Below are 19,377 nucleotides of genomic sequence, written 5' to 3' on the forward strand. Positions count from 1 at the left end.
TTCAATTCCTGTGCAAGTGGCGTACCGAATTCTCTTCTGTAAAATTTTCCTGAGAACATGGTATTGCGCCACCCAATCCGACTACCGGAGGGTGATATGCAGAATATTTGTTCTATTAAAAATCTCTATTTTAACATTCCGGATAAACCTCTATTTTCAGGTATCAATATTGAGCTACCAAGGGGATATACCGGCCTGGTGGGAAATAATGGCTGTGGAAAATCGACTTTTTTAGAAACTCTCTCTGGCAGTCTAAAACCCGACCAAGGGAGCATAACCTGGTATTCCGACTACTTAAAAGTCGATCAGGCAAGAGACATTCCTCAGCATAGAGTTGTGGATATATTCGATCCTAAAGGTCTCTATGATTGCTTCTCACGTATCGAATCTGGCAGTTATTGCGAGGAAGATCTGATAAGAGTTGCTGACTCATGGGAACTACCTACCTTATGGCAACAAAATTTATATAGTGCGGGAATAAATCTTACGCTAGACACACCTGTCGAAAACCTTAGTGGAGGTGAAAGAGTACTTCTAGATTTAATCCATGCTTTCTCTCATAAAAATCACTATCTGCTACTGGATGAACCTGGTAATCACTTGGATTCAACGGGTAAGGAATGGTTACTGCAGAAAATCCACAATCACCGCGCTGGGATCTTGATGGTCAGTCATGATCGAGAGTTGCTTCAACAGGCCAATACAATACTGGAATTAAACAGTGAAAAATTACGAACTTACGGCGGTAACTACTCAAATTACCAAGAAGTAAAAAAAATACAGGGTCAATCTATAGAAAGGAAGATTGAAAACACCAAAAAGAAAGTAAACAGCCTGAATAAATTGAAACAGAGCTCTAGCAATAAGACTGCAACTAGAAGAAATCAGGGTAAAAAACTACAGGGCTCCCAATGTAAATCCCTATTGGATGCAAAGAAAGATCGTGCGGGGCGGAGCTTAGGCAAACTCTCTCGCAATCTGGATCGCCAATACCAAAACCTTAAACAAGAGTTAGAAAGTGCTCAAAAGGGTCACACAATTGATCAACCAGTGAGTATGCACCTCAATAGAGTGGGACTGACTGGCGGCATCCGACTGCACCTCGATGGCCTGAAATTGCCTTATGGCAGTTATAGTGAATCCCTGTCATTTACTATGCATAGTGGCGATCGCTGGCATATCCGCGGTGCTAATGGGAGCGGAAAATCAACTCTACTAAAGGTCATTGCCGGACAACTAAAACCTGCCGGAGGCTTATGTAGAACATTTGGCAGCTGCTTTTATTTGGACCAACACCTTAGCCAATTAAATGGGAAGATATCTGCCCTGGAAAACCTAACCCTGCTACATCCAGATACAAAAACCAATTATTGGCGTACGGCACTGGCGACATTAAATATTCGAGGAGACTCCGCCTTTCGCCCCACTAACACTTTAAGTGGAGGAGAGCGCCTAAAGGTTGTTTTACTTGCCGCTACACGTGGCGCTGAGGCACCAGACCTGCTACTACTGGACGAACCGGACAACCACTTGGATCTGGAGTCTCGAATAGCGCTGGAAACCGCACTGATTGAATACCCAGGAACGTTCCTATTGATATCCCACGACTCCAGCTTTGTAGAAAAGGTGGGAGTGAATAATGAGATCTGCCTGTAGGAATATTAAAGCCCAATATAACTATAGGAGCCTATAAATACAGGAAGTGATATGTGAAAACGCTACGCTTGCTATTAGGAGACCAATTAAATCAAAAGCACTCCTGGTTTCGAGGGAGCCAGGAGAATACTATCTACTTTATGGCTGAGATGCGCCAGGAGACCGACTATACCGTTCATCATATACAAAAAATTATTGCCTTTTTTGAGGCCATGGAAAAATTTTCCGAATGGATTAGAAACAAGGGGATTAAAGTCATTTATTACCGGCTCAACGATAAAAAGAACAAACAGAATCTCATAAAAAATATCGAAGACATTGTCAGTCGACATAAAATTGAAAAATTTGAATATCAACTTCCCGATGAATATCGATTAGATCAACAACTGCAACAATTAAAGGGAAAATTATCTATAGAATCCCAAGCTTATGATACTGAGCACTTCCTAACCGATCGAGAAGAGCTTTGTGACTTCTTCCATGGTAAAAATTCCCTGCTTATGGAGAGTTTCTATCGACATATGCGAAAAAAACATAAAGTACTGATGAATAACGAAAAGCCTGAAGGAGGCAAGTGGAATTTTGACCAAAGTAATAGGAAGAAGTGGAATGATAAACTAGGCAAACCCAAGCAATATCAACTAAAAAGTAACGTCACCTCAACCTTAGCTCGCATAAAAAAATCGGGAGTGAAAAGTATTGGGAAAGTTGATCCCGAGAACTTTATATGGCCAACCAGTAGAGAAGATTCCATTAAACTACTTCGTCACTTCTGCCAGTATCTACTGCCGCATTTTGGCGATTTTCAGGATGCAATGGACCCGAATGAAGTCTTTCTTTACCACAGCCGAATAAGCTTCTCACTTAACAGTAAACTAATAAGCCCAAAAGAAGCTATTGATACGGCAATTAAATCTTGGAAAGAAGGTAAAGCCTCTATAGGCCTCAATCAGATTGAAGGTTTTGTGCGGCAAATTCTAGGTTGGCGGGAGTATATGCGTGGTGTCTACTGGATGTCCATGCCCGATTATGAGAACCAGAATAAACTTAAGAATAGCAATGACCTCCCAGATTTCTTTTGGAATGCTGAAACCTCCATGAACTGCCTTCATAAGGCCATCCAGAATAGTTTAGATAATGCTTATGCTCATCATATTCAGAGGTTAATGATTACCGGCAACTTTGCTCTACTAACACAAACTCACCCAGATCAAGTGGAAAGCTGGTATCTCGGTATTTACATAGATGCGATTCAATGGGTGGAAATGCCAAACACTCGGGGAATGAGTCAATTCGCTGACGGCGGGTTAGTAGCAACCAAGCCCTATATCAGTAGTGGTTCCTATATCAATAAAATGAGTAACTATTGCCGCGACTGTATTTATGACGTTAAGCAGAGAACTGGGGAAAATGCTTGCCCTTTTAATAGCTTATATTGGAACTTTCTAATAGAAAAAAGAAAACTGCTTAAAGATAATCATCGAATGTCAATGATGTTCAATCTTCTAGATAAAATAGAAAGAAAAGAACTGGTAGAAATACAGAGGCGTGCGAAGAAATTTATGACAAAGAAGCAATAAATCCTCCAGGTTTATTAAAATTATTTACTGAAGTCCTCCTTAACTATTACTAAACTCTGTAAATACTTTTATTAAAATTTTCAGGATATGAAAACTGCGATTATCACGCTCGATTTTATCAACGACATTTGTCACCAAAATGGTCAAATAGCAGCAGCGGCTTCAAGGATTAAAAAGAACAAAATCATTAAGAATACTAATAAACTGATTATATGGGGCAGGACACACAGTCACTTAATTTGTCATATCAGGGTCGCATTCTCTGACGACTACCGGGAATCCTCTCCTCACTCTCCTCTCTTTAACCACATTAAAGATATAGATGCTCTTAAACAGGGGAGCTGGGGCACTGATTTTATCGATGACTTGAATATTAGCGACAGCGATGTATCTATATATAAAAGACGTGTGAGCGGTTTCCGTGGAACCGAATTGCCGGTACTTATGGCCAGTCACCGCATCGAGAAAATAATACTCTGTGGAGTATCAACACAAAATACAGTCGAATTAACAGCAAGAGAGGCCCATGACAGGGACTTTCTAGTTTATATCGCTTCAGATGCTTGTGAGTCAGATACAGAAAAAAACAAGAGGAACAGCCTGCATTTTTTAACGCAAATAGGAATTGTAAAGACTGTCGATGAAATTATTGCTAGTAGCGGTAGTGATTAGCAATGAACTCTCGAATTTCTAATCGAGAATTTATCATCAGCGTGATTACTGCAATTTTGGCAGCTTTTTGCATGTCTCTGACGGGGCTATTTGGCAAGGAATTAACCACCTTTAGCTCCCTATCACTGATAGTCTTTATCCGTTTCTTTGCTCCATTTTTGCTTCTCACCTGGATTTGCCTGGTTGTTTTCGATCAAAATCCTGTGACACATCGTATAGATAAGATTGATGGTGCAAGAGCACTATTCACTTGTCTCGCACAGTATTGCTTGTTTTATTATTTGTCTAAGGGTTCATTACTTGTTGCCGCCCTACTTTTTTCAACTTCCGGATTGTTTCTTCCCTTCATCACCTGGATTGTCAAAAAAGATCCGATAAAAAAGAAGACTCTTGTAGCCAGTATAATCAGTTTTATTGGCGTTGCTTTTATATTGAAACCAACTGCTGGTTTTGACAGCTATATGATAGTGGGCCTGCTGTCCGGCTTCTTCGGAGCCTGTTCACAGTTTGTCATGCACCACTCTTCAAAAAAACAAAATACGATATCTTCAACTACCAAGATGTTTGGCTTGTCCAGCCTGTATATGCTTGTTATTTTATTAATTGGGAGGGACCTTGGGGAGCTGACAAAAGTCGCAGTATCGATATCCAGCTCTGTCAGTTTTGTGATTGTGATTATTGGTTTTAGCCTTTCGACAATCAGCAATCAGTCCTTACGCACAAAAGCCTACCGGCGAGTGAACAGGCCTGCCAGCCTGTCTCCCTATTTATATACAAGCTTGATCTTTTCCGGCATATTGGATTGGTTGGTCTATAACACACTCCCAGCCTGGAATACTTATGCCGGCAGCCTACTGATTGTTATCGGAGGTATTATTCAGGCAATCAGAACCCAGCCCCAGATTAAGGCATCGCATTCTTAGCAAGGATAGGTGGACAGGGAATAGCAGGAGAAACTCAGCCCCACAAATTCAATTATCTGCAGGGCCCAGGCTTTTACTTGAACATCAGTTCAGGATTAACCATCGTTTTCATTTCCAGAACGTTACCGTTTGGATCTTCGATAAAGAGGGTCTCCTGTTCATATTCATTACCGACAAAGCGACGGTAGGGTTTATCCAGATATTCCAGCCCAGCAGCTTCAATACGGCCCTTCAGTGCCTGGAACTCATCTTCTGGCAGGTGAATGCCAAAGTGGGGAACGGCCACTTCACCCATATCCACCTTATGACGAACACTGGGAAGCTTCTCTTCACTCTGGTGTAGGGTGAGCTCATTGCCCCAGAAGTCGATATCGACCCAACGCCCTTCCTCACTGTTGCCGGTTTTACAACCCAGGACATCGCAATAAAATTTCTTGGCGGTTTCCAGGTCCCCTGCCGGAATCGCAAGGTGCAAACAATTCGATTTCATACTGTCTCCCATATCTACTGATTGCCCTTTCATCGACCCATAAGTCAGGGTAAATGCAGGCCAGCTGTTACTGGCTCTAATTCTTATCGGTTTATGAACGGGGAGTCCCCCGGCGGTACAATCCAACTATCTATTGAATTTTGGGCCCTACTGGCAACAGGACTGCGGGATAACACTGCCCTATAACCATACCCACCCTCTTCAGCCACAGGCCACTCCTTACTTATATAAAGGAAGGAGTAAAAAAGAGTAGCGACGGGCCCCTAACCTGAAATGCTCCCAAATGCCGCACTTCAATCAGCTTATTATACTGATCTTTGAAATATCATCCTATTTAAAAGACTTGATATGTACTGATATAACAGGACCTATTTAAACCCTAAACCGGAATAGCGGTCATTGCAGTTAAGGTTAAACACTACCGGCAACCCACCTCGAGAGCACCAAAAGCATTCGCACCCCACCTGAAGGCACCATCAAAGGGCAAAAGCTGACTTTATGGACAGTTAATTTACTTTGCACCTGTAAATTAGCGATCTCCTGCGCTCAAACCACTCAGGCAGTACTTTTTTGCTACACCCATCCACAAGCAACCAGCTAATGAGCACCCCGTTTTTTCTCTGCGGTATTTTTTGGTGCAGAGTTACTTGAAAAGCTCTGAAAAAAGCGTAAATCCTGAGAAAAAACACTGGAAAACAAGGGACAAGTTCTGGTACATTCCGCGACTATTTTTTAACCAACTGCCGATTTTCTCATCGGCCGCCAGTGCGTTATTCGCCTGTCGCTGTAACAGAGGTAATAGAATGAAACCAACCAAGCCCCTGCTACTGCTGGCCTCTAGCCTGTTGTCCGTAGCTGCCCAAGCTGAGATGACCTGGAGTGACAACAGCCTAAGCCTACTTTCCGGCCGCGATTACAAAGTCAACTACAGCAGGACCACGGATGACTCTGAGAGATCCGTAGTAACTTTTGAGCACGCCAGTGGCCACAGCTGGGGTGACCTCTTTATTTTTGCCGACTACCTGGACTCGGAAGATGACTCCGATGAGCTGTATAGTGAGATTTCTCCCCGCCTGAGCCTGGGAAAGCTCAGCGGAAATGAACTGGCTTTTGGGCCGGTTACCGATTTACTGATTGCCACAGCAGTTGAGCTAGGCAATATGGATGACCCGGACCACCTGGCAGCAACCGGCCCCCACTTTACTAATTACCTGGCCGGTGTGGGCTTTGACCTCGCAGTCCCCGGTTTCTCCTTTGTACAGGCAAATGTTTATCGCCGCGATAACGATGACAAAGCCAGCAACGAGCAGCTGACCCTGGTTTGGGCCATGCCTTTTACCCTGGGTGATGCCAGCTTTGTCTACGACGGATTTATCGATTGGACCAGTGCTTCTGAAGATTCACATCCGAGCACTAACTTTACCTCCCAGCTGAAATGGGATGCCGGCGCCACCTGGGGTGAACCCAAGACCCTGTACGCAGGTATTGAGTACGTACACTGGAACGACAAGTTCGGAATCAAAGATGGCACTCATGGTGTCGATTCCAACGAGCGCAACGTTAACCTGCTAGTAAAATACCACTTCTGATATGAAACCCACTGACATCCAAACATCGGCGACCCCAGGGTCTGACATCCCCCAGGTGGGAGGCAATGGCTCTTTCCTGGAGAAGTTGTTCAAGCTCTCAGAGCGCCAGACGAATGTTCGCCGGGAAGTGATTGCCGGCGTTACCACATTCCTGACGATGGCCTACATCATCTTTGTAAACCCCAATATCCTGGCAGCAGCGGGTATGGATAAGGGCGCTGTGTTTATGGCGACCTGTCTTGCAGCCGCTATTGGCTGTCTGATTATGGGGCTCTACGCCAATTACCCCATCGCACTGGCGCCGGGTATGGGCCTCAATGCTTTCTTTGCCTACGTTGTCGTCGGTGAAATGGGTTACAGCTGGCAGGTGGCCTTGGGTGCAGTGTTTATATCGGGGGTAATCTTCCTGCTGCTTAGCATCTTCAAGCTGCGAGAGTGGATTATCGATAGTATCCCCCTCTCCCTGCGACAATCCCTGGCAGCGGGTATCGGCCTGTTCCTGGCGATCATTGCCTTGAAGAGTGCCGGTATCGTTGTGGCCAGCCCTGCCACCCTGGTAACCCTGGGCGACCTCAAGTCAATCGAGGCGATACTGGCAGCGCTGGGCTTCTTTATTATCGTTGCCTTGTCCTACCGCCGTATGCTGGGCTCTGTGATGATCGGTATCCTCGCTGTAACCGTCATCGCCCTGGCAATCGGCAAGGTAGAGTTCACCGGCCTGGTATCCGCGCCGCCCAGCCTGGCGCCCACTTACCTCGAATTGGATATCGCCGGCGCCTTCGAAGTGGGCATGATCAGCGTGATCTTTGCCTTCCTGTTTGTCGACCTGTTCGACACCGCAGGCACCCTGTTGAGTGTTTCTGATCGCGCCAAACTATTAGATAAAGATGGCAAATTGCCAGGTATGGGCAAGGCCCTGATGGCCGACAGCTCCGCATCTGTTGTTGGTTCTGTGCTGGGCTCCTCCACCACAACCTGTTATGTAGAGAGCACTGCGGGCATTACCGCCGGTGGTCGCACAGGCCTGACTGCAGTGGTTTGCGCCGGCCTGTTCCTGTTGGCGACCTTCTTCTCTCCCCTAATCGGTATGATTCCGGCCTATGCAACCGCAGGCGCTCTGCTGTATGTTGGCGTCCTGATGACTTCCGGTATGTCATCTATTGATTGGGATGACATTACCGAGGCCGCTCCGGCAGTGATTGCCGCAGTAATGATGCCTCTGTCGTTCTCTATCGCGCACGGAATCGCCTTGGGCTTTATTTCCTACGCAGTTATTAAAACGCTGAGCGGACGTAGTAAAGACGTCAGTATCAGTGTCTACGTGTTAGCGGCACTCTTTGTTGCCAAGTTCGCCTTTTTCTGAGGGGTACATTGATGAAAAAGCACTTTATTAGCGCACAGCAGCTCCTGATAGACTCTTATGCTCTCGCCGAGCAAATCTATAAGGACGGCTTCCGCCCCAACTATATTGTCGGTGTTTGGCGCGGTGGCGCTCCTGTGGGCATCGCTGTACAAGAGCTGCTGCACGTGATGGGAGTAGATGCAGACCATATCGCTATCCGCACTTCCTCCTATCTCGGTATTGGTGAACGTGACAAGAAAGTGCGCGTGCATGGCCTGAACTACCTGATCAAGCGCCTGGAATCCCACGATTCCCTGTTGATCGTGGACGATGTGCACGACTCTGGCCTGAGTATTGAGCAAACTATCGAAGACCTGCGCGCTGCCTGTAAGAAGAACACGCCGGAGATTCGTATCGCGACCCCTTACTACAAGCCGAAGAACAACAAGGCCAAGCGCGAGCCGGATTACTTTATCCACAAGACTGAAGAGTGGTTGGTATTCCCCCACGAGATCGACGGCCTGTCCCGAGAGGAGATTCTGGAGAACAAACCAGAACTCGCCCCCTATGTGGACAGAATCGCCACTGCTGTTTAATCAGCAATATTACCGGGGGCTAATGCCCCCGGTTCTCTTTCTTCTTCCCCCCTAAGCTCATTCAATACTCCCTCTGCTCTATCACAGAGTCGACACCAACATCACACCCGGGCCCAGTTGCAGGCAATACTTCAATCCCCTATTAGTAAATCCCACTTATGAAACTAAAGTTAGTGTGAATCAATTTATAAAGTAATAAAGTTGGTCCAAAATTAAGGCGACAAGGCCAAGTGTCGGAAAATAAAAATGAACGACAAATCAGCGGGACTTAGTGAATCGCAGCTAAATGCTTACTGGATGCCTTTTACCGGTAATCGCCAATTCAAAAGAGACCCCCGCATCATTACTGCAGCCAGTGGCTGCTATTACCAGAGTGCCGATGGCCGCCCCATATTCGACGGTCTGTCTGGTATGTGGACCTGTGGTGCAGGACACAACCGCCGGGAAATAATCGATTCCATCTCAAAACAGGCAGGTCTGCTGGACTATGCCCCCGCCTTCCAATATGGCCACCCTGGGGCATTCCAGCTAGCGGAGCGTATCGGCCAGATGATGCCCAGAGGGCTCAACCGTATTTTCTTCACAAACTCCGGTTCAGAGTCCGCTGAAACCTCCCTTAAAATTGCACGTGCCTATTGGCAGAAGATGGGAACACCGGGAAAAACAAAGTTCATTGGACGCGTCAAAGGCTATCACGGAGTTAATTTTGGCGGGCTTAGTGTGGGTGGTATCAGTGCTAATCGTGCAGTATTTGGTACATCTTTAGACTCCGATCACCTTCACCATACCCTCTTGCCCGAAAACCGCTTCAGCAAAGGACAACCTGATCAAGGGGGCCGCCTGGCAGACGAACTGCTGGAACTGATCAAATTGCACGATGCTGAGAATATTGCAGCTGTTATTGTTGAACCTGTAGCGGGTTCCGCAGGGGTATTGCCCCCGCCAAGAGGCTACCTGCATCGCTTGAGGGAGATTTGTACCCAGTACGGCATATTGCTGATATTCGATGAGGTCATTACTGCTTTTGGACGCATGGGGAAGGCCACCGGCGCAGAGTTCTTTGGGGTAACCCCGGATATCCTCAACACAGCCAAACAGCTCACCAATGGAGCCGTTCCTATGGGCGCTGTAGCGGTACGCCAAGATATCTACGATATTTTTATGGAAACCGGTGGACCGGACTACCAACTGGAGCTTCCTCACGGCTACACCTACTCAGGACATCCACTGGCCTGCGCCGCAGCATTGGCAACACTGGATATTTTGCAAGGGGAAAAACTCATTGAACGATCTGCCGAGCTTGCCCATATTCTGGAAGAGCACATCCACCAACTCAAGGGGTTACCCCTGATTGAAGATATTCGTAATTGTGGGCTCGCCGCAGGCCTGACTATCGAAGCGGCTCCAGATGAGCCATTACTCAGGCCCTACTTAATTGCCATAAAAATGTGGGAAAAAGGTTTTTATATTCGCTACGGAGGCGACACATTGCAACTTGGCGTCCCATTTATAGCCCAGGCAGAAGAAATTGACGGAATTATCAACGCGTTAGCCGAATCCATTCTAGAAGTCGCAAATGGCCAATAACCAGCATACATTCCCCCACCATTTTCCAAAAAAATCCCCCCACAAATAGGGCAAATTTTTATCACCGTCTGGCAGTTAATAATGTTACAAAGTGGGTCACAAATAGTAATTTAATAATCCACTTTTAAAAATAATCCCATGAACAAATATATTAACCTTACAGATGTACCACTAAAGTACAAAGTGGTTATATCGATTCTATTTGGTATTTTATTAAGTTCCTGTGAGCAAAGACCTACCGAGCAAGAAATAATCTCGCCGACACAGCCAAACATATCTTCTATTAGAATTACAGCACCAGGACTTTCAGAGTCTTATGCTGACCTTCGCCACCAGCAAATTGCTGAGGTAGACTATAGATTGAGTATCAATCTGGATAGTCAAACTAAAAACTTCTCCGGAATTGTGCATGCAGATATCAATTTTAGAAAAATACTTGAACAGCCGCTCACTATCGATTTTTCCGGTGGTGCGGTTGATTCAATTCAGGTAGATGGAAGATCTGTCCCATTTGAGTACAACAATTACTTTATTTCTATTGATTATCAAAATCTACCGGAAAAATCCCACACGATTACGGTGAATTATCAACACCCATACTCTAACAATGGCTCAGGATTACATCGCTTTAAAGACCCCAAAGACGAAAAGGTCTATTTATATACGGACTTTGAACCTTATGATGCCAATCGCCTATTCCCACATTTTGACCAACCCAACTTGAAAGCACGTTACACCTTGGATGTAAAGGCTCCAAAAGACTGGGTAGTAGTTAGCGCGGAAAGAGAGGAGAGAGTAGAAGAGAAAAGAAAATCAAACCACTGGTTTTTTCCTCAAACCAAGAAATTTTCATCTTACATATTCTCTTTACATGCAGGTCCTTACCACATCTGGGAAGACAAGGCAGGAGATATCCCCCTTCGCTTAATGGCAAGACAGAGCCTGGCAAATTACGTAAAAACGGAAGACTGGTTTACCTTCACCAAACAATCTTTTGAATTCTTTCAGCCCTACTTTGAAATTGATTATCCATTTAAAAAATATGATCAAATACTAGCACCTGATTTTAACGCGGGCGCTATGGAAAATGTTGGGGCTGTAACATTTAACGATTCTTACATATCCCGAGGAAAAAAGACCCAGGCCCAGCGGATGCGCCTCGCCAATGTTATTGCCCATGAGCTGGCCCATCAATGGTTTGGTAATTTGGTCACCATGAATTGGTGGGATGACCTTTGGCTCAATGAGAGCTTTGCCACTTATATGGCCAATCTGGCTCTAGCCGAAAATAGCGAATTCACTACCACTTGGGAGAACTATTACTTAGGAGCCAAGCAATGGGCTTACCACACTGATCAACGCCCCACTACCCACGCTATCCAACTACCAGTCAACAATACTGACGAAGCCTTTGCCAATTTTGATGGAATTACTTATGGCAAGGGCGGTTCAGTACTCAAGCAATTGCCCTACTATTTGGGCAAAGAAGAATTTCGCAAAGGCGTCAGTAACTACTTAAAAGCCTTGTCTTACGATAATTCAACCCTCAATGACTTTATCAACCACCTGGGCAAAGCTGCGGATAAAGATCTTGATACCTGGCAACAACAGTGGCTTTACCAGGCCGGCCTCAATACAATTGAAGCCAGCTTCCAGTGCGATGATGACCAAATCAATCATCTGGTAATTCAGCAAACAGAACCAGAGGAATACCCGGTATTAAGGGAACAGCGCACACAGCTGGGGATTTACCAAATGAAAGCTGGAAGTATGAAACGGGTTGCAACCCTTCCCGTGCTTTATAGTGGTGCCAGAACCGAAGTAAAAGAAGCCGTGGGGCTACCCTGCCCAGAGGGGCTATACCCCAATGAAGAAGATTGGGCCTATGTGAAGGTAAATCTGGATGAAGTTACCATCAAGAACATGGCTAAGCATATCAATGATATTGAAGAACCGTTTGCACGACTAATGTTCTGGCAAAGTCTATTTGATAGTACCTATGACGCAAAGCTGTCCCTGGATGAGTATATTAGTTTTATAGTGAATAATGGCGCCGACGAAAGGAACATCAACATTATTCGTTTGAATGCTAGATATATTGAATTCACTTACGATTTTCTGACTCAAATCCCCCTAAGTACAAAGCGTCGTAATGAACTTACTCAGACCGTTGAGAGCTTTGTCTGGGGTCAACTACTGGAGGCGGCTGAAGGTAGTGATCAACAAAAAGTCTGGTTTGGTGTTTTTACCAATATCGCCCACTCCACTCCAGCATTAAGTCATGCTAGAGACCTGTTAATTGGGGAGTTTGCCATTAAAGGACTGGAACTCGATCCTGATATGCGCTGGAAGCTTATCAAGTTGCAGAATCGTTATCTGTTCTCAGATTATGAGCAGGCAATCACAAGAGAATTAGCAAAAGATAACTCCGACAGATCTAAACTCAACGCACTATCTGCTGAAGTTATTCGCCCCCAATCCGAAAACAAATCAAAGTGGGTAGATAACCTTATATCTAATCGAGACAAATTCAAGTTAAGCGAAATTCGAAAAATTACAGAGTCCCTTTTTGCACCAGAGCAAATAGAGCTGTTTAATATCCACGGTCAACCCATTTTTGATTCACTGGCTCAGGTCAATGAAGATGAATCTCAGGAATTGCTTACTGCTTATGCTTACGCCCTACCGCTAATGTGTTCTAGAGAAAATGTAAATGAGATCACTAAGTCACTAAAAGAAAAACCACAACTTAAGCCCATATTGGTGAAAGCACTAAAGAATCATCGCTACTCCGGAGAACGCTGTATCAATATCGGGAAGCGATTACTCTAAACTTTCTTTAAACCAGCTATTAATGATGAACTAAGGGCAATATTCAGCCCTTAGTTTCCCTTACCAGGCTTTTGGCCGGATATTACGCGTAATAAAATAGTGCAAAAAAATTGCGTATTTCGTCTCAACGCCCCCTAGTAAGGCATACCTATTGCAACAGCCAACTTATACTTATCCTTCTCGGAAAGTCTTGTTACAGTGACACTTCAAAGCCCAAAAGATTAACGGGCGTTCCGGCTTAAACCATTTTTCTAAAAATAATGACAATCAAAAAAAGATGTATATATCAGTACAATTAGACGACCTGTCCGACGGCTCCATTAACAAGCTTCTCGAAGCTCATCTAAAGGAAATGTACCGACACTCCCCACCTGGAAGCGTTCACGCACTGAACCCTGATGAGTTGAATGACCCAAAGATTACCTTTTGGGGAGCGAGAATTGATGGGGTTTTGGCCGGCTGTGGTGCCCTAAAAGAGATCAACCCTGCTTTGGGCGAAATAAAATCCATGAAAACTAATTCTCTGTTCCTGCGCAAAGGCGTTGCCCGCGTCTTGATAGAAAGAATATTGGAGGAGGCAAAGCAACGTAAATATAAAGAGATAAAGCTGGAGACAGGTCGCGCTGAAGCTTTTGCTCCCGCAATCGCCCTCTATCGCCGTTATGGATTTGAAGATTGCGACCCATTCAGTCACTATAAAAATAACCCTTTTAGCCTGTTTTTAGGTAAAAAATTATAATCAATAGGTATTCTTTATCAGTCAGTGTGAGAGTGTTTGTTACCATGGCGCTATCCAGAAGATCCTTTATTAAATATTTCAGCTTAGCTTCCCTTACTCTCAGCGGAGTCAATCTAACCGCTAAAGAGGCTAATCCCAGCCTATCAATATCAAGCCTTCCCAGCCTGGAAATGCCTTTGCAGGAGATATACCCCGCAGTCTTTTCTGGCGAGATCTATGTGGCAGGGGGATTTACCCCATCGGATACAGCAGTTTTCTTCGGTCTCTCTCCAACTAAACAAACACATATCTTTTCTCCGCGGGAAAAAAACTGGAGGCCGGGGCCCAATTTACCTGAAGCAAGACATCACCTCGGCATGGCCAGTAACTCCAACAGCCTATATGGCATCGGTGGATTTTTTGGCGACTCTGATAGCGCTTGGCAAGCCCGAAATACCGTTTATAAACTTTCCAGCGAATATAAGCACTGGATAGAAACCAGCCCTCTCCCCCGGCCCTTGGCTGAATCTATTTACACCAACATTGGGGAAGACATCCATGTCATTAGCGGTAAGGCCCCCAACGAACAGTCTAAAAACAGGGATACCAATTCTCATTATGTGCTTACAAGAGGAGATAATTGGGAGCAAGCAGCGCCAGCCAGTATCAAACGAAACTCCGCAGGTGGGGCAACTTTAAATAACAGAGTTTATGTTGTTGGTGGCCGCCAGGTTAGTAACAATGGTAGCAAGGCCAGGAATCTAACTTATGCCGAAGTTTATGATCCCAGCTTGGATAAATGGGAAAAGATTCGCCCCCTACCCCAGGCCGTTGCCGGGCTCACAGCAACCCCGTTAAATAATAAATTAATAGTTACCGGCGGTGAGGCATTTGGCTCCAATGGCAACTGGAAGACTGGTGCTGCATTTAACAATATTTGGGTTTACGATCCAGTCACAGATGATTGGAGCAATCAGGACCATTTGCCCCAGACACGGCACGGCCACGGAGCAGTAGCTCTAGGAGAAAGCCTCTACTTGATTGGTGGAGCCTCTAAAGTTGGACCGCAAGAAACGCTCGCTTCCGCAATACAGCTGCGCTGGAGCTAAGGGGCGATCTATAAAGTGCCCATGAGCAAACCCACAATGCCTCTGGCTTTCAGAGGCCCACTGGTGAGATGTATTAATTAATCGAGAGCAATATTGCTATCAATATCCGTATAGCTTTGATGGCGCTCAACGCCTAAATATCCAATATATCTATCCCGGATCTCACGCACGTAGTTAACTGGCTCCCTGCCGCGCACGTAACCAAAACGGCTATCGCGATAGTATTCAGGCTGGGACAGCAGCAACATGGCCTCTTCAACATGCCCAAACCACTGGTTAGGGTCCCACTCCAGTCGTCGGGCTAACGCCCTGGCATCCCTGACATGGCCGTGACCCGCATTATATGCAGCCAGGGTAAAATAGATCTTCTGCTCTAGGGGTATATTTTCGGGAAAACGTTTGTCCAGCCACCCCAAATAAGACACACCTGCACGGATACCGTTTTCAGGATCATACAGATTCTTAATTCCCATCTGTCGTGCAGTCCGAGGTAATACCTGCATCAAGCCCTGAGCACCGGCAAAGGAGCGCGCTTGGGGGTTAAATTGACTCTCCTGGTACATCTGCGCAACCACCATTCGCCAATCCCGATCGGTAGCCTCAGTATATTTTTTTACTATGGGATCAAAGGGCGATAGTTCATCAGTGCTGCGCAGGCGCTGCCCCTGATGTCGGAGGATACGCTTTTGCTCCTTGAAATATTTATTGTAAGTAACGTTAAAGAACAGATCCCGATTGTGCTTGTTCAAAAAGTTATTCAGTTGTTCCAGTAATACCGGCTGACCAGTTCGAACAGCCCAGGCGATATCCCGCTCTCCGGGCAACTCCCCCACTACAGTAAAGTCGTCCCGGTAAGTGCTCTCAATGGCAGCCAGGTGTGAGTCAACTACGGTATAGGGAAAAATACCCCTGGCTACTACATCAATAAGAAACTCGCTGGTAGCGCCTTTTAGACGATGGATCTGTAGCGGCACTATATCCTGCCCGTGCTGCTTTTCCATTATTTTGACCAGACTCTCGTGATAGCTCGTGGTGGGGTTAACTACTACTGTTTGCCCGGAAAGAAGGGACTCTGGAAGGGGTAACTCTTTATCAGGCACATTTGATTTTGCGGCTACTACCTGTTCCGTAACTGTCATATAAGGCTTGGAAAATGACAAACCCTGCTGGCGGCGGGCCTCGGTAACAGTAAGGGATGCAGCAATCATATCCCCCATTCCATCATTCAATGCCTCGACCAAATCCTGGTCTTTATCGGGCACAACCATGCTCAGACGTAATTTATGGTCACGGGCAAACTTCCTTAGCAGATCGTAATCAAACCCCATCAACTCACCGCGCCAGATAAAGTAGGAAGCGGGGTGATTGCGAGTAAGTACCCTTAAAGTTCCGCTCTCCTTTATTGCCTGCCAATCTCTCAGTGGCTGCTCTCGGTTCTGACTGGCCAATACCAATTCAGCGGTAAAGTACTCATTCAACTCACGTCTTAAAGCGGTAGCATCTTTGCGTACGGCCCAGGCTATAGGCCTGCGGGAATCGAGTTCTGTGGTGGCTGTGAGTTGAGGGTAATCAGTTAGAAGCACATCGGCCAAATTACTATCAATAATTGTTGCGGGGTATTCACCAGCCGCTACGGCCGCGATTAGCTCGTTGGTGGCAACCGGCTTATCCAGGTAAGTGATCCTGTAATTTTCCGTATCGGCCCGTTGCTCCAGGGTTTCAGCAAATGCACTGCCCCGCCGTAGCACGACTTGCAAGGGCACAGCCTCTTCCCCTTCGAACTCTTTATGAGTAATTAGCAACTCATCAACATATTGTAATGGGCGGGTAAAGCCCAGTAATAACTTGCGTTCTTCGGTGCGGGAAAAATTGGTCGCAATTACATCCCCACGTCCATCAACAACCGCCGGAATTAAATCGGCAAAGTTATCTACGTAAACCCACTGAGGCTTTAATCCGAGGCTACGAGCAAAATTTTCCGCAAGTTTTCGCCACTCTGTTGCGGGTAGACCTTCCCGTGGTAAGGCGCTCTCCTGGGGGCCCCTTGGGGCCAACAGGCGCAATACACCTCGCTCTAACAGGGCTGGCAAATCTCCTTGCTCTACATAATTTTCAAATTGCGGCTTTGCGGTCTGTTTATTCTGCTGCGTTGGTATCGGTTGTTGGGGAGATTCGGTTAAAGCCTGTGGGTTTTCTACAACAGGATCTCTATTACTCTCGCATGCGACAAGCAGCAATATTAAGACAAATAGCGGAAATATAACGAAAAACCGTTTTCTGCTCACAGTGCACCCTTTCTTATTCTATGAGAAGCATTACCCTCAACGGGTGCGCTATGCTTCACAATATGGAATTGCCGCTGTTACAGAAATCGTACCAGTTTGCTGGGAAATTATCCCCTAAAAAAGAGCCCGGCAAAGTCAATTGCCGGGCAAATATACGTTGGCGAATGTCGGATGTCTCTTACACAGAGTGACAAGCCTTTTTTATTCAGTGAGCGCTCTTATGGTTGCTATGATGACTTGGGTTTGCCCTTCAGCTCTGCCAACCTCATTTTTATTTCTTTGTTCTGCTCCTCGTCTGGGAGTTCGAACATCAGCGGTTTCGCCACTCGGGCAAAATACTCCGCATCTTTCTTTTGGTAGAGCTCTTCTGCCAGCCACTGGGCAATATGCAGCTCGCGAGGGGCACGCTTATAGGCTTGCTCCAGCTTCTCCAGATACTCTTCTTGAGGGTAATCCAGCATCTCCATAGCCATCGCCAGGCCAAACCAGTGAGATGCATTTTTCGGTTCCTGTTTCACCAGGAAGTCAAATTCCTCCCGCGCCATTTTCAAGCTGCGCAGGTCCCGTTGACTGCCCGGTGACACTGCCTGCTGATTAACGGTTAACCAGGCGTGGGCGCTCAGGTACCAGAGTTGCCCGCGGTCCTTGGTGGGAACACTGGCAAGAAGGTGGCTTGCCTGGGGGAAATTACCCAGGCGCAGGTCGGCGCTGGCTTTAATCGCCGCCAGTTCAGTACTGTAAATACCCGTGCTGTATGCATACTCAATCAGCTCGTCCAAGGCCATCAGGTTGTAACCGGACTGGGCGATAAATCCAGCCAAAATACTCACAGATTCTCTTTTGCTGAGACGTTTAACCGTGGGATTGGCTTCTTTAAAATCCGCCGGGATAGCGCCACTAAAATGCTCAAAGCTATCGGCCTTATAAGTGGCGACATAGGCTTTTTCGATTTCTTTTAGTGACATTCCCAGCGCCTTCTCCAAAGCGCGTACCGGGTCGGCACCATCGTTATAGGCTTTGACGAAATTCTCGAAGTTATCCTGCTTGCCGCTTTTCATCATAAGCCAGTGAGACAGTATCCAACCTCCGGCATAGACATCGGCCTTCTCTTCCGAGTCGGTGTTGTACACGGTGGCACGCAGCAGGTCTTCCAGCGGCATAAGCCCGGTATACATCAGGGTCATCGCCCGCTCACTGGGAATAGAGCCAATTTCGTAGGTGCCTTTTTCCGGGAAGGACATGGTTGCCATAAATTCAGCAAAACCCTCACTGTACCAGTAGGGGTAGTGGGTGGTGTTGCCGTTATAGCTCAAAAAATGGGTGTATTCGTGGAACAGGAATTCGCGCGCTTTTAGCTGCCTCTCGACACTGCGACCATCCAGGTTCACCAGGGCATAATTGCCCTCCGCAGAGGTGTCGAACAAACCGTTAGTCATATCCGCCAGCTCAACACCCACCAGGTTTGCATAGGTGTCCCGGTCTGCGGCCGCATAAATAGTTAATCGTTCGCTCTTTGGATCTGCATCGAGTAGCTCCAGGGCCACTGCGCGATAGCGCTCCAGGTCTGCTACCAGGCTTTTGACTGCGTTGGGATCACCATCGGTAATCACGCGAAAATTATCACTGTCGACTTCATACCAGGCCACTTCCCCCAAACCACGTGGCGCGGCGTAGGCTGAAGCGATAAATCCGAAACAAAGTACTAATAGAACAACTGAACGAGAAACCATAGTTCGGGCCACCGAGTCATTGTTGCTGAAGCTCTCCCTAGCCGATTGGCGAAGACGACACAGTACCGGTTTTTTCTGATCAAAAAAAGATCAACTTGATCACAAAGTGGCTTTTCGCCTGTTTTTGTGTGACCAGAAAGACACAAAATAGATAGCTGATCGTAGAGAGTTTTTTGGAGTAGATTGCGACAAGAAGCGAGACAAACGTCTCAAATTTAGCCCTGTTTACATACAAAACTAGGATGAACTCCTATAGTACGGGGTCGAC

At 46.3% G+C, this 19,377-nt stretch carries 14 protein-coding genes; 11 read left to right on the plus strand and 3 right to left on the minus strand.

Translation table 11 applies throughout. From position 1 onward, the window contains the following. The first annotated feature begins 96 nt into the window (after positions 1–96). The 4 genes from BTJ40_RS20340 to BTJ40_RS20355 all read left to right on the plus strand — a co-directional run bounded on the left by BTJ40_RS20340 (position 97) and on the right by BTJ40_RS20355 (position 4,831). The gene (locus BTJ40_RS20340) at positions 97–1,656 is read left to right on the plus strand and encodes an ATP-binding cassette domain-containing protein (protein WP_192879359.1); all 1,560 of its coding nucleotides are present in this window, start codon (positions 97–99) and stop codon (positions 1,654–1,656) included. A 53-nt stretch (positions 1,657–1,709) separates the two neighbouring features. Then, positions 1,710–3,236 carry a cryptochrome/photolyase family protein gene (locus BTJ40_RS20345; RefSeq protein ID WP_108734800.1) on the plus strand — a complete coding sequence of 509 codons (1,527 nt, stop codon included), beginning with the start codon at positions 1,710–1,712 and terminating at the stop codon, positions 3,234–3,236. A gap of 87 nt (positions 3,237–3,323) precedes the next feature. Continuing rightward, positions 3,324–3,908, plus strand: coding sequence for a cysteine hydrolase family protein (locus BTJ40_RS20350; protein ID WP_108734801.1), 585 nt, complete (start codon positions 3,324–3,326; stop codon positions 3,906–3,908). Positions 3,909–3,910: 2 nt separating this feature from the next. Continuing rightward, a complete protein-coding gene (locus BTJ40_RS20355; protein ID WP_108734802.1) occupies positions 3,911–4,831 on the plus strand; it encodes a DMT family transporter in 921 nt (306 codons plus the stop codon). 73 nt (positions 4,832–4,904) lie between these two features. Here the strand turns inward: BTJ40_RS20355 and BTJ40_RS20360 are convergent, their stop codons facing one another. Then, positions 4,905–5,321 (minus strand): VOC family protein, encoded by a 417-nt coding sequence (locus tag BTJ40_RS20360; protein WP_108734803.1) that lies wholly within the window; start codon positions 5,319–5,321, stop codon positions 4,905–4,907. Positions 5,322–6,124: 803 nt separating this feature from the next. Here BTJ40_RS20360 and BTJ40_RS20365 point away from each other — a divergent pair. The 7 genes from BTJ40_RS20365 to BTJ40_RS20395 all read left to right on the plus strand — a co-directional run bounded on the left by BTJ40_RS20365 (position 6,125) and on the right by BTJ40_RS20395 (position 15,094). Continuing rightward, on the plus strand, positions 6,125–6,910 hold the full coding sequence (locus tag BTJ40_RS20365; protein ID WP_108734804.1) for an outer membrane protein OmpK: 786 nt from the start codon (positions 6,125–6,127) through the stop codon (positions 6,908–6,910). A gap of 1 nt (position 6,911) precedes the next feature. Then, a complete protein-coding gene (locus tag BTJ40_RS20370) occupies positions 6,912–8,273 on the plus strand; it encodes an NCS2 family permease (RefSeq protein WP_192879360.1) in 1,362 nt (453 codons plus the stop codon). 11 nt (positions 8,274–8,284) lie between these two features. After that, positions 8,285–8,848 (plus strand): phosphoribosyltransferase, encoded by a 564-nt coding sequence (locus BTJ40_RS20375; protein WP_108734805.1) that lies wholly within the window; start codon positions 8,285–8,287, stop codon positions 8,846–8,848. A 246-nt stretch (positions 8,849–9,094) separates the two neighbouring features. After that, entirely contained in the window at positions 9,095–10,435 is a 1,341-nt protein-coding gene (locus tag BTJ40_RS20380) for an aspartate aminotransferase family protein (RefSeq protein WP_108734806.1), read from the plus strand. 138 nt (positions 10,436–10,573) lie between these two features. After that, a complete protein-coding gene (pepN, locus tag BTJ40_RS20385) occupies positions 10,574–13,267 on the plus strand; it encodes an aminopeptidase N (RefSeq protein ID WP_108734807.1) in 2,694 nt (897 codons plus the stop codon). Positions 13,268–13,544: 277 nt separating this feature from the next. After that, a complete protein-coding gene (locus tag BTJ40_RS20390; protein WP_108734808.1) occupies positions 13,545–14,006 on the plus strand; it encodes a GNAT family N-acetyltransferase in 462 nt (153 codons plus the stop codon). A 44-nt stretch (positions 14,007–14,050) separates the two neighbouring features. Continuing rightward, positions 14,051–15,094: a kelch repeat-containing protein gene (locus BTJ40_RS20395; RefSeq protein ID WP_108734809.1), complete on the plus strand. Its 1,044-nt coding sequence runs from the start codon at positions 14,051–14,053 to the stop codon at positions 15,092–15,094. Positions 15,095–15,171: 77 nt separating this feature from the next. Here the strand turns inward: BTJ40_RS20395 and BTJ40_RS20400 are convergent, their stop codons facing one another. Together BTJ40_RS20400 and BTJ40_RS20405 are read right to left on the minus strand one after the other, a co-directional pair. Then, complete coding sequence (locus tag BTJ40_RS20400; protein WP_108734810.1) at positions 15,172–17,379, minus strand: transporter substrate-binding domain-containing protein; 2,208 nt, start codon at positions 17,377–17,379, stop codon at positions 15,172–15,174. Positions 17,380–17,606: 227 nt separating this feature from the next. Continuing rightward, entirely contained in the window at positions 17,607–19,109 is a 1,503-nt protein-coding gene (locus BTJ40_RS20405; protein ID WP_108734811.1) for a hypothetical protein, read from the minus strand. Between the last annotated feature and the right edge of the window lie 268 nt (positions 19,110–19,377).

Source organism: Microbulbifer sp. A4B17 (assembly GCF_003076275.1).
GTDB lineage: Bacteria > Pseudomonadota > Gammaproteobacteria > Pseudomonadales > Cellvibrionaceae > Microbulbifer.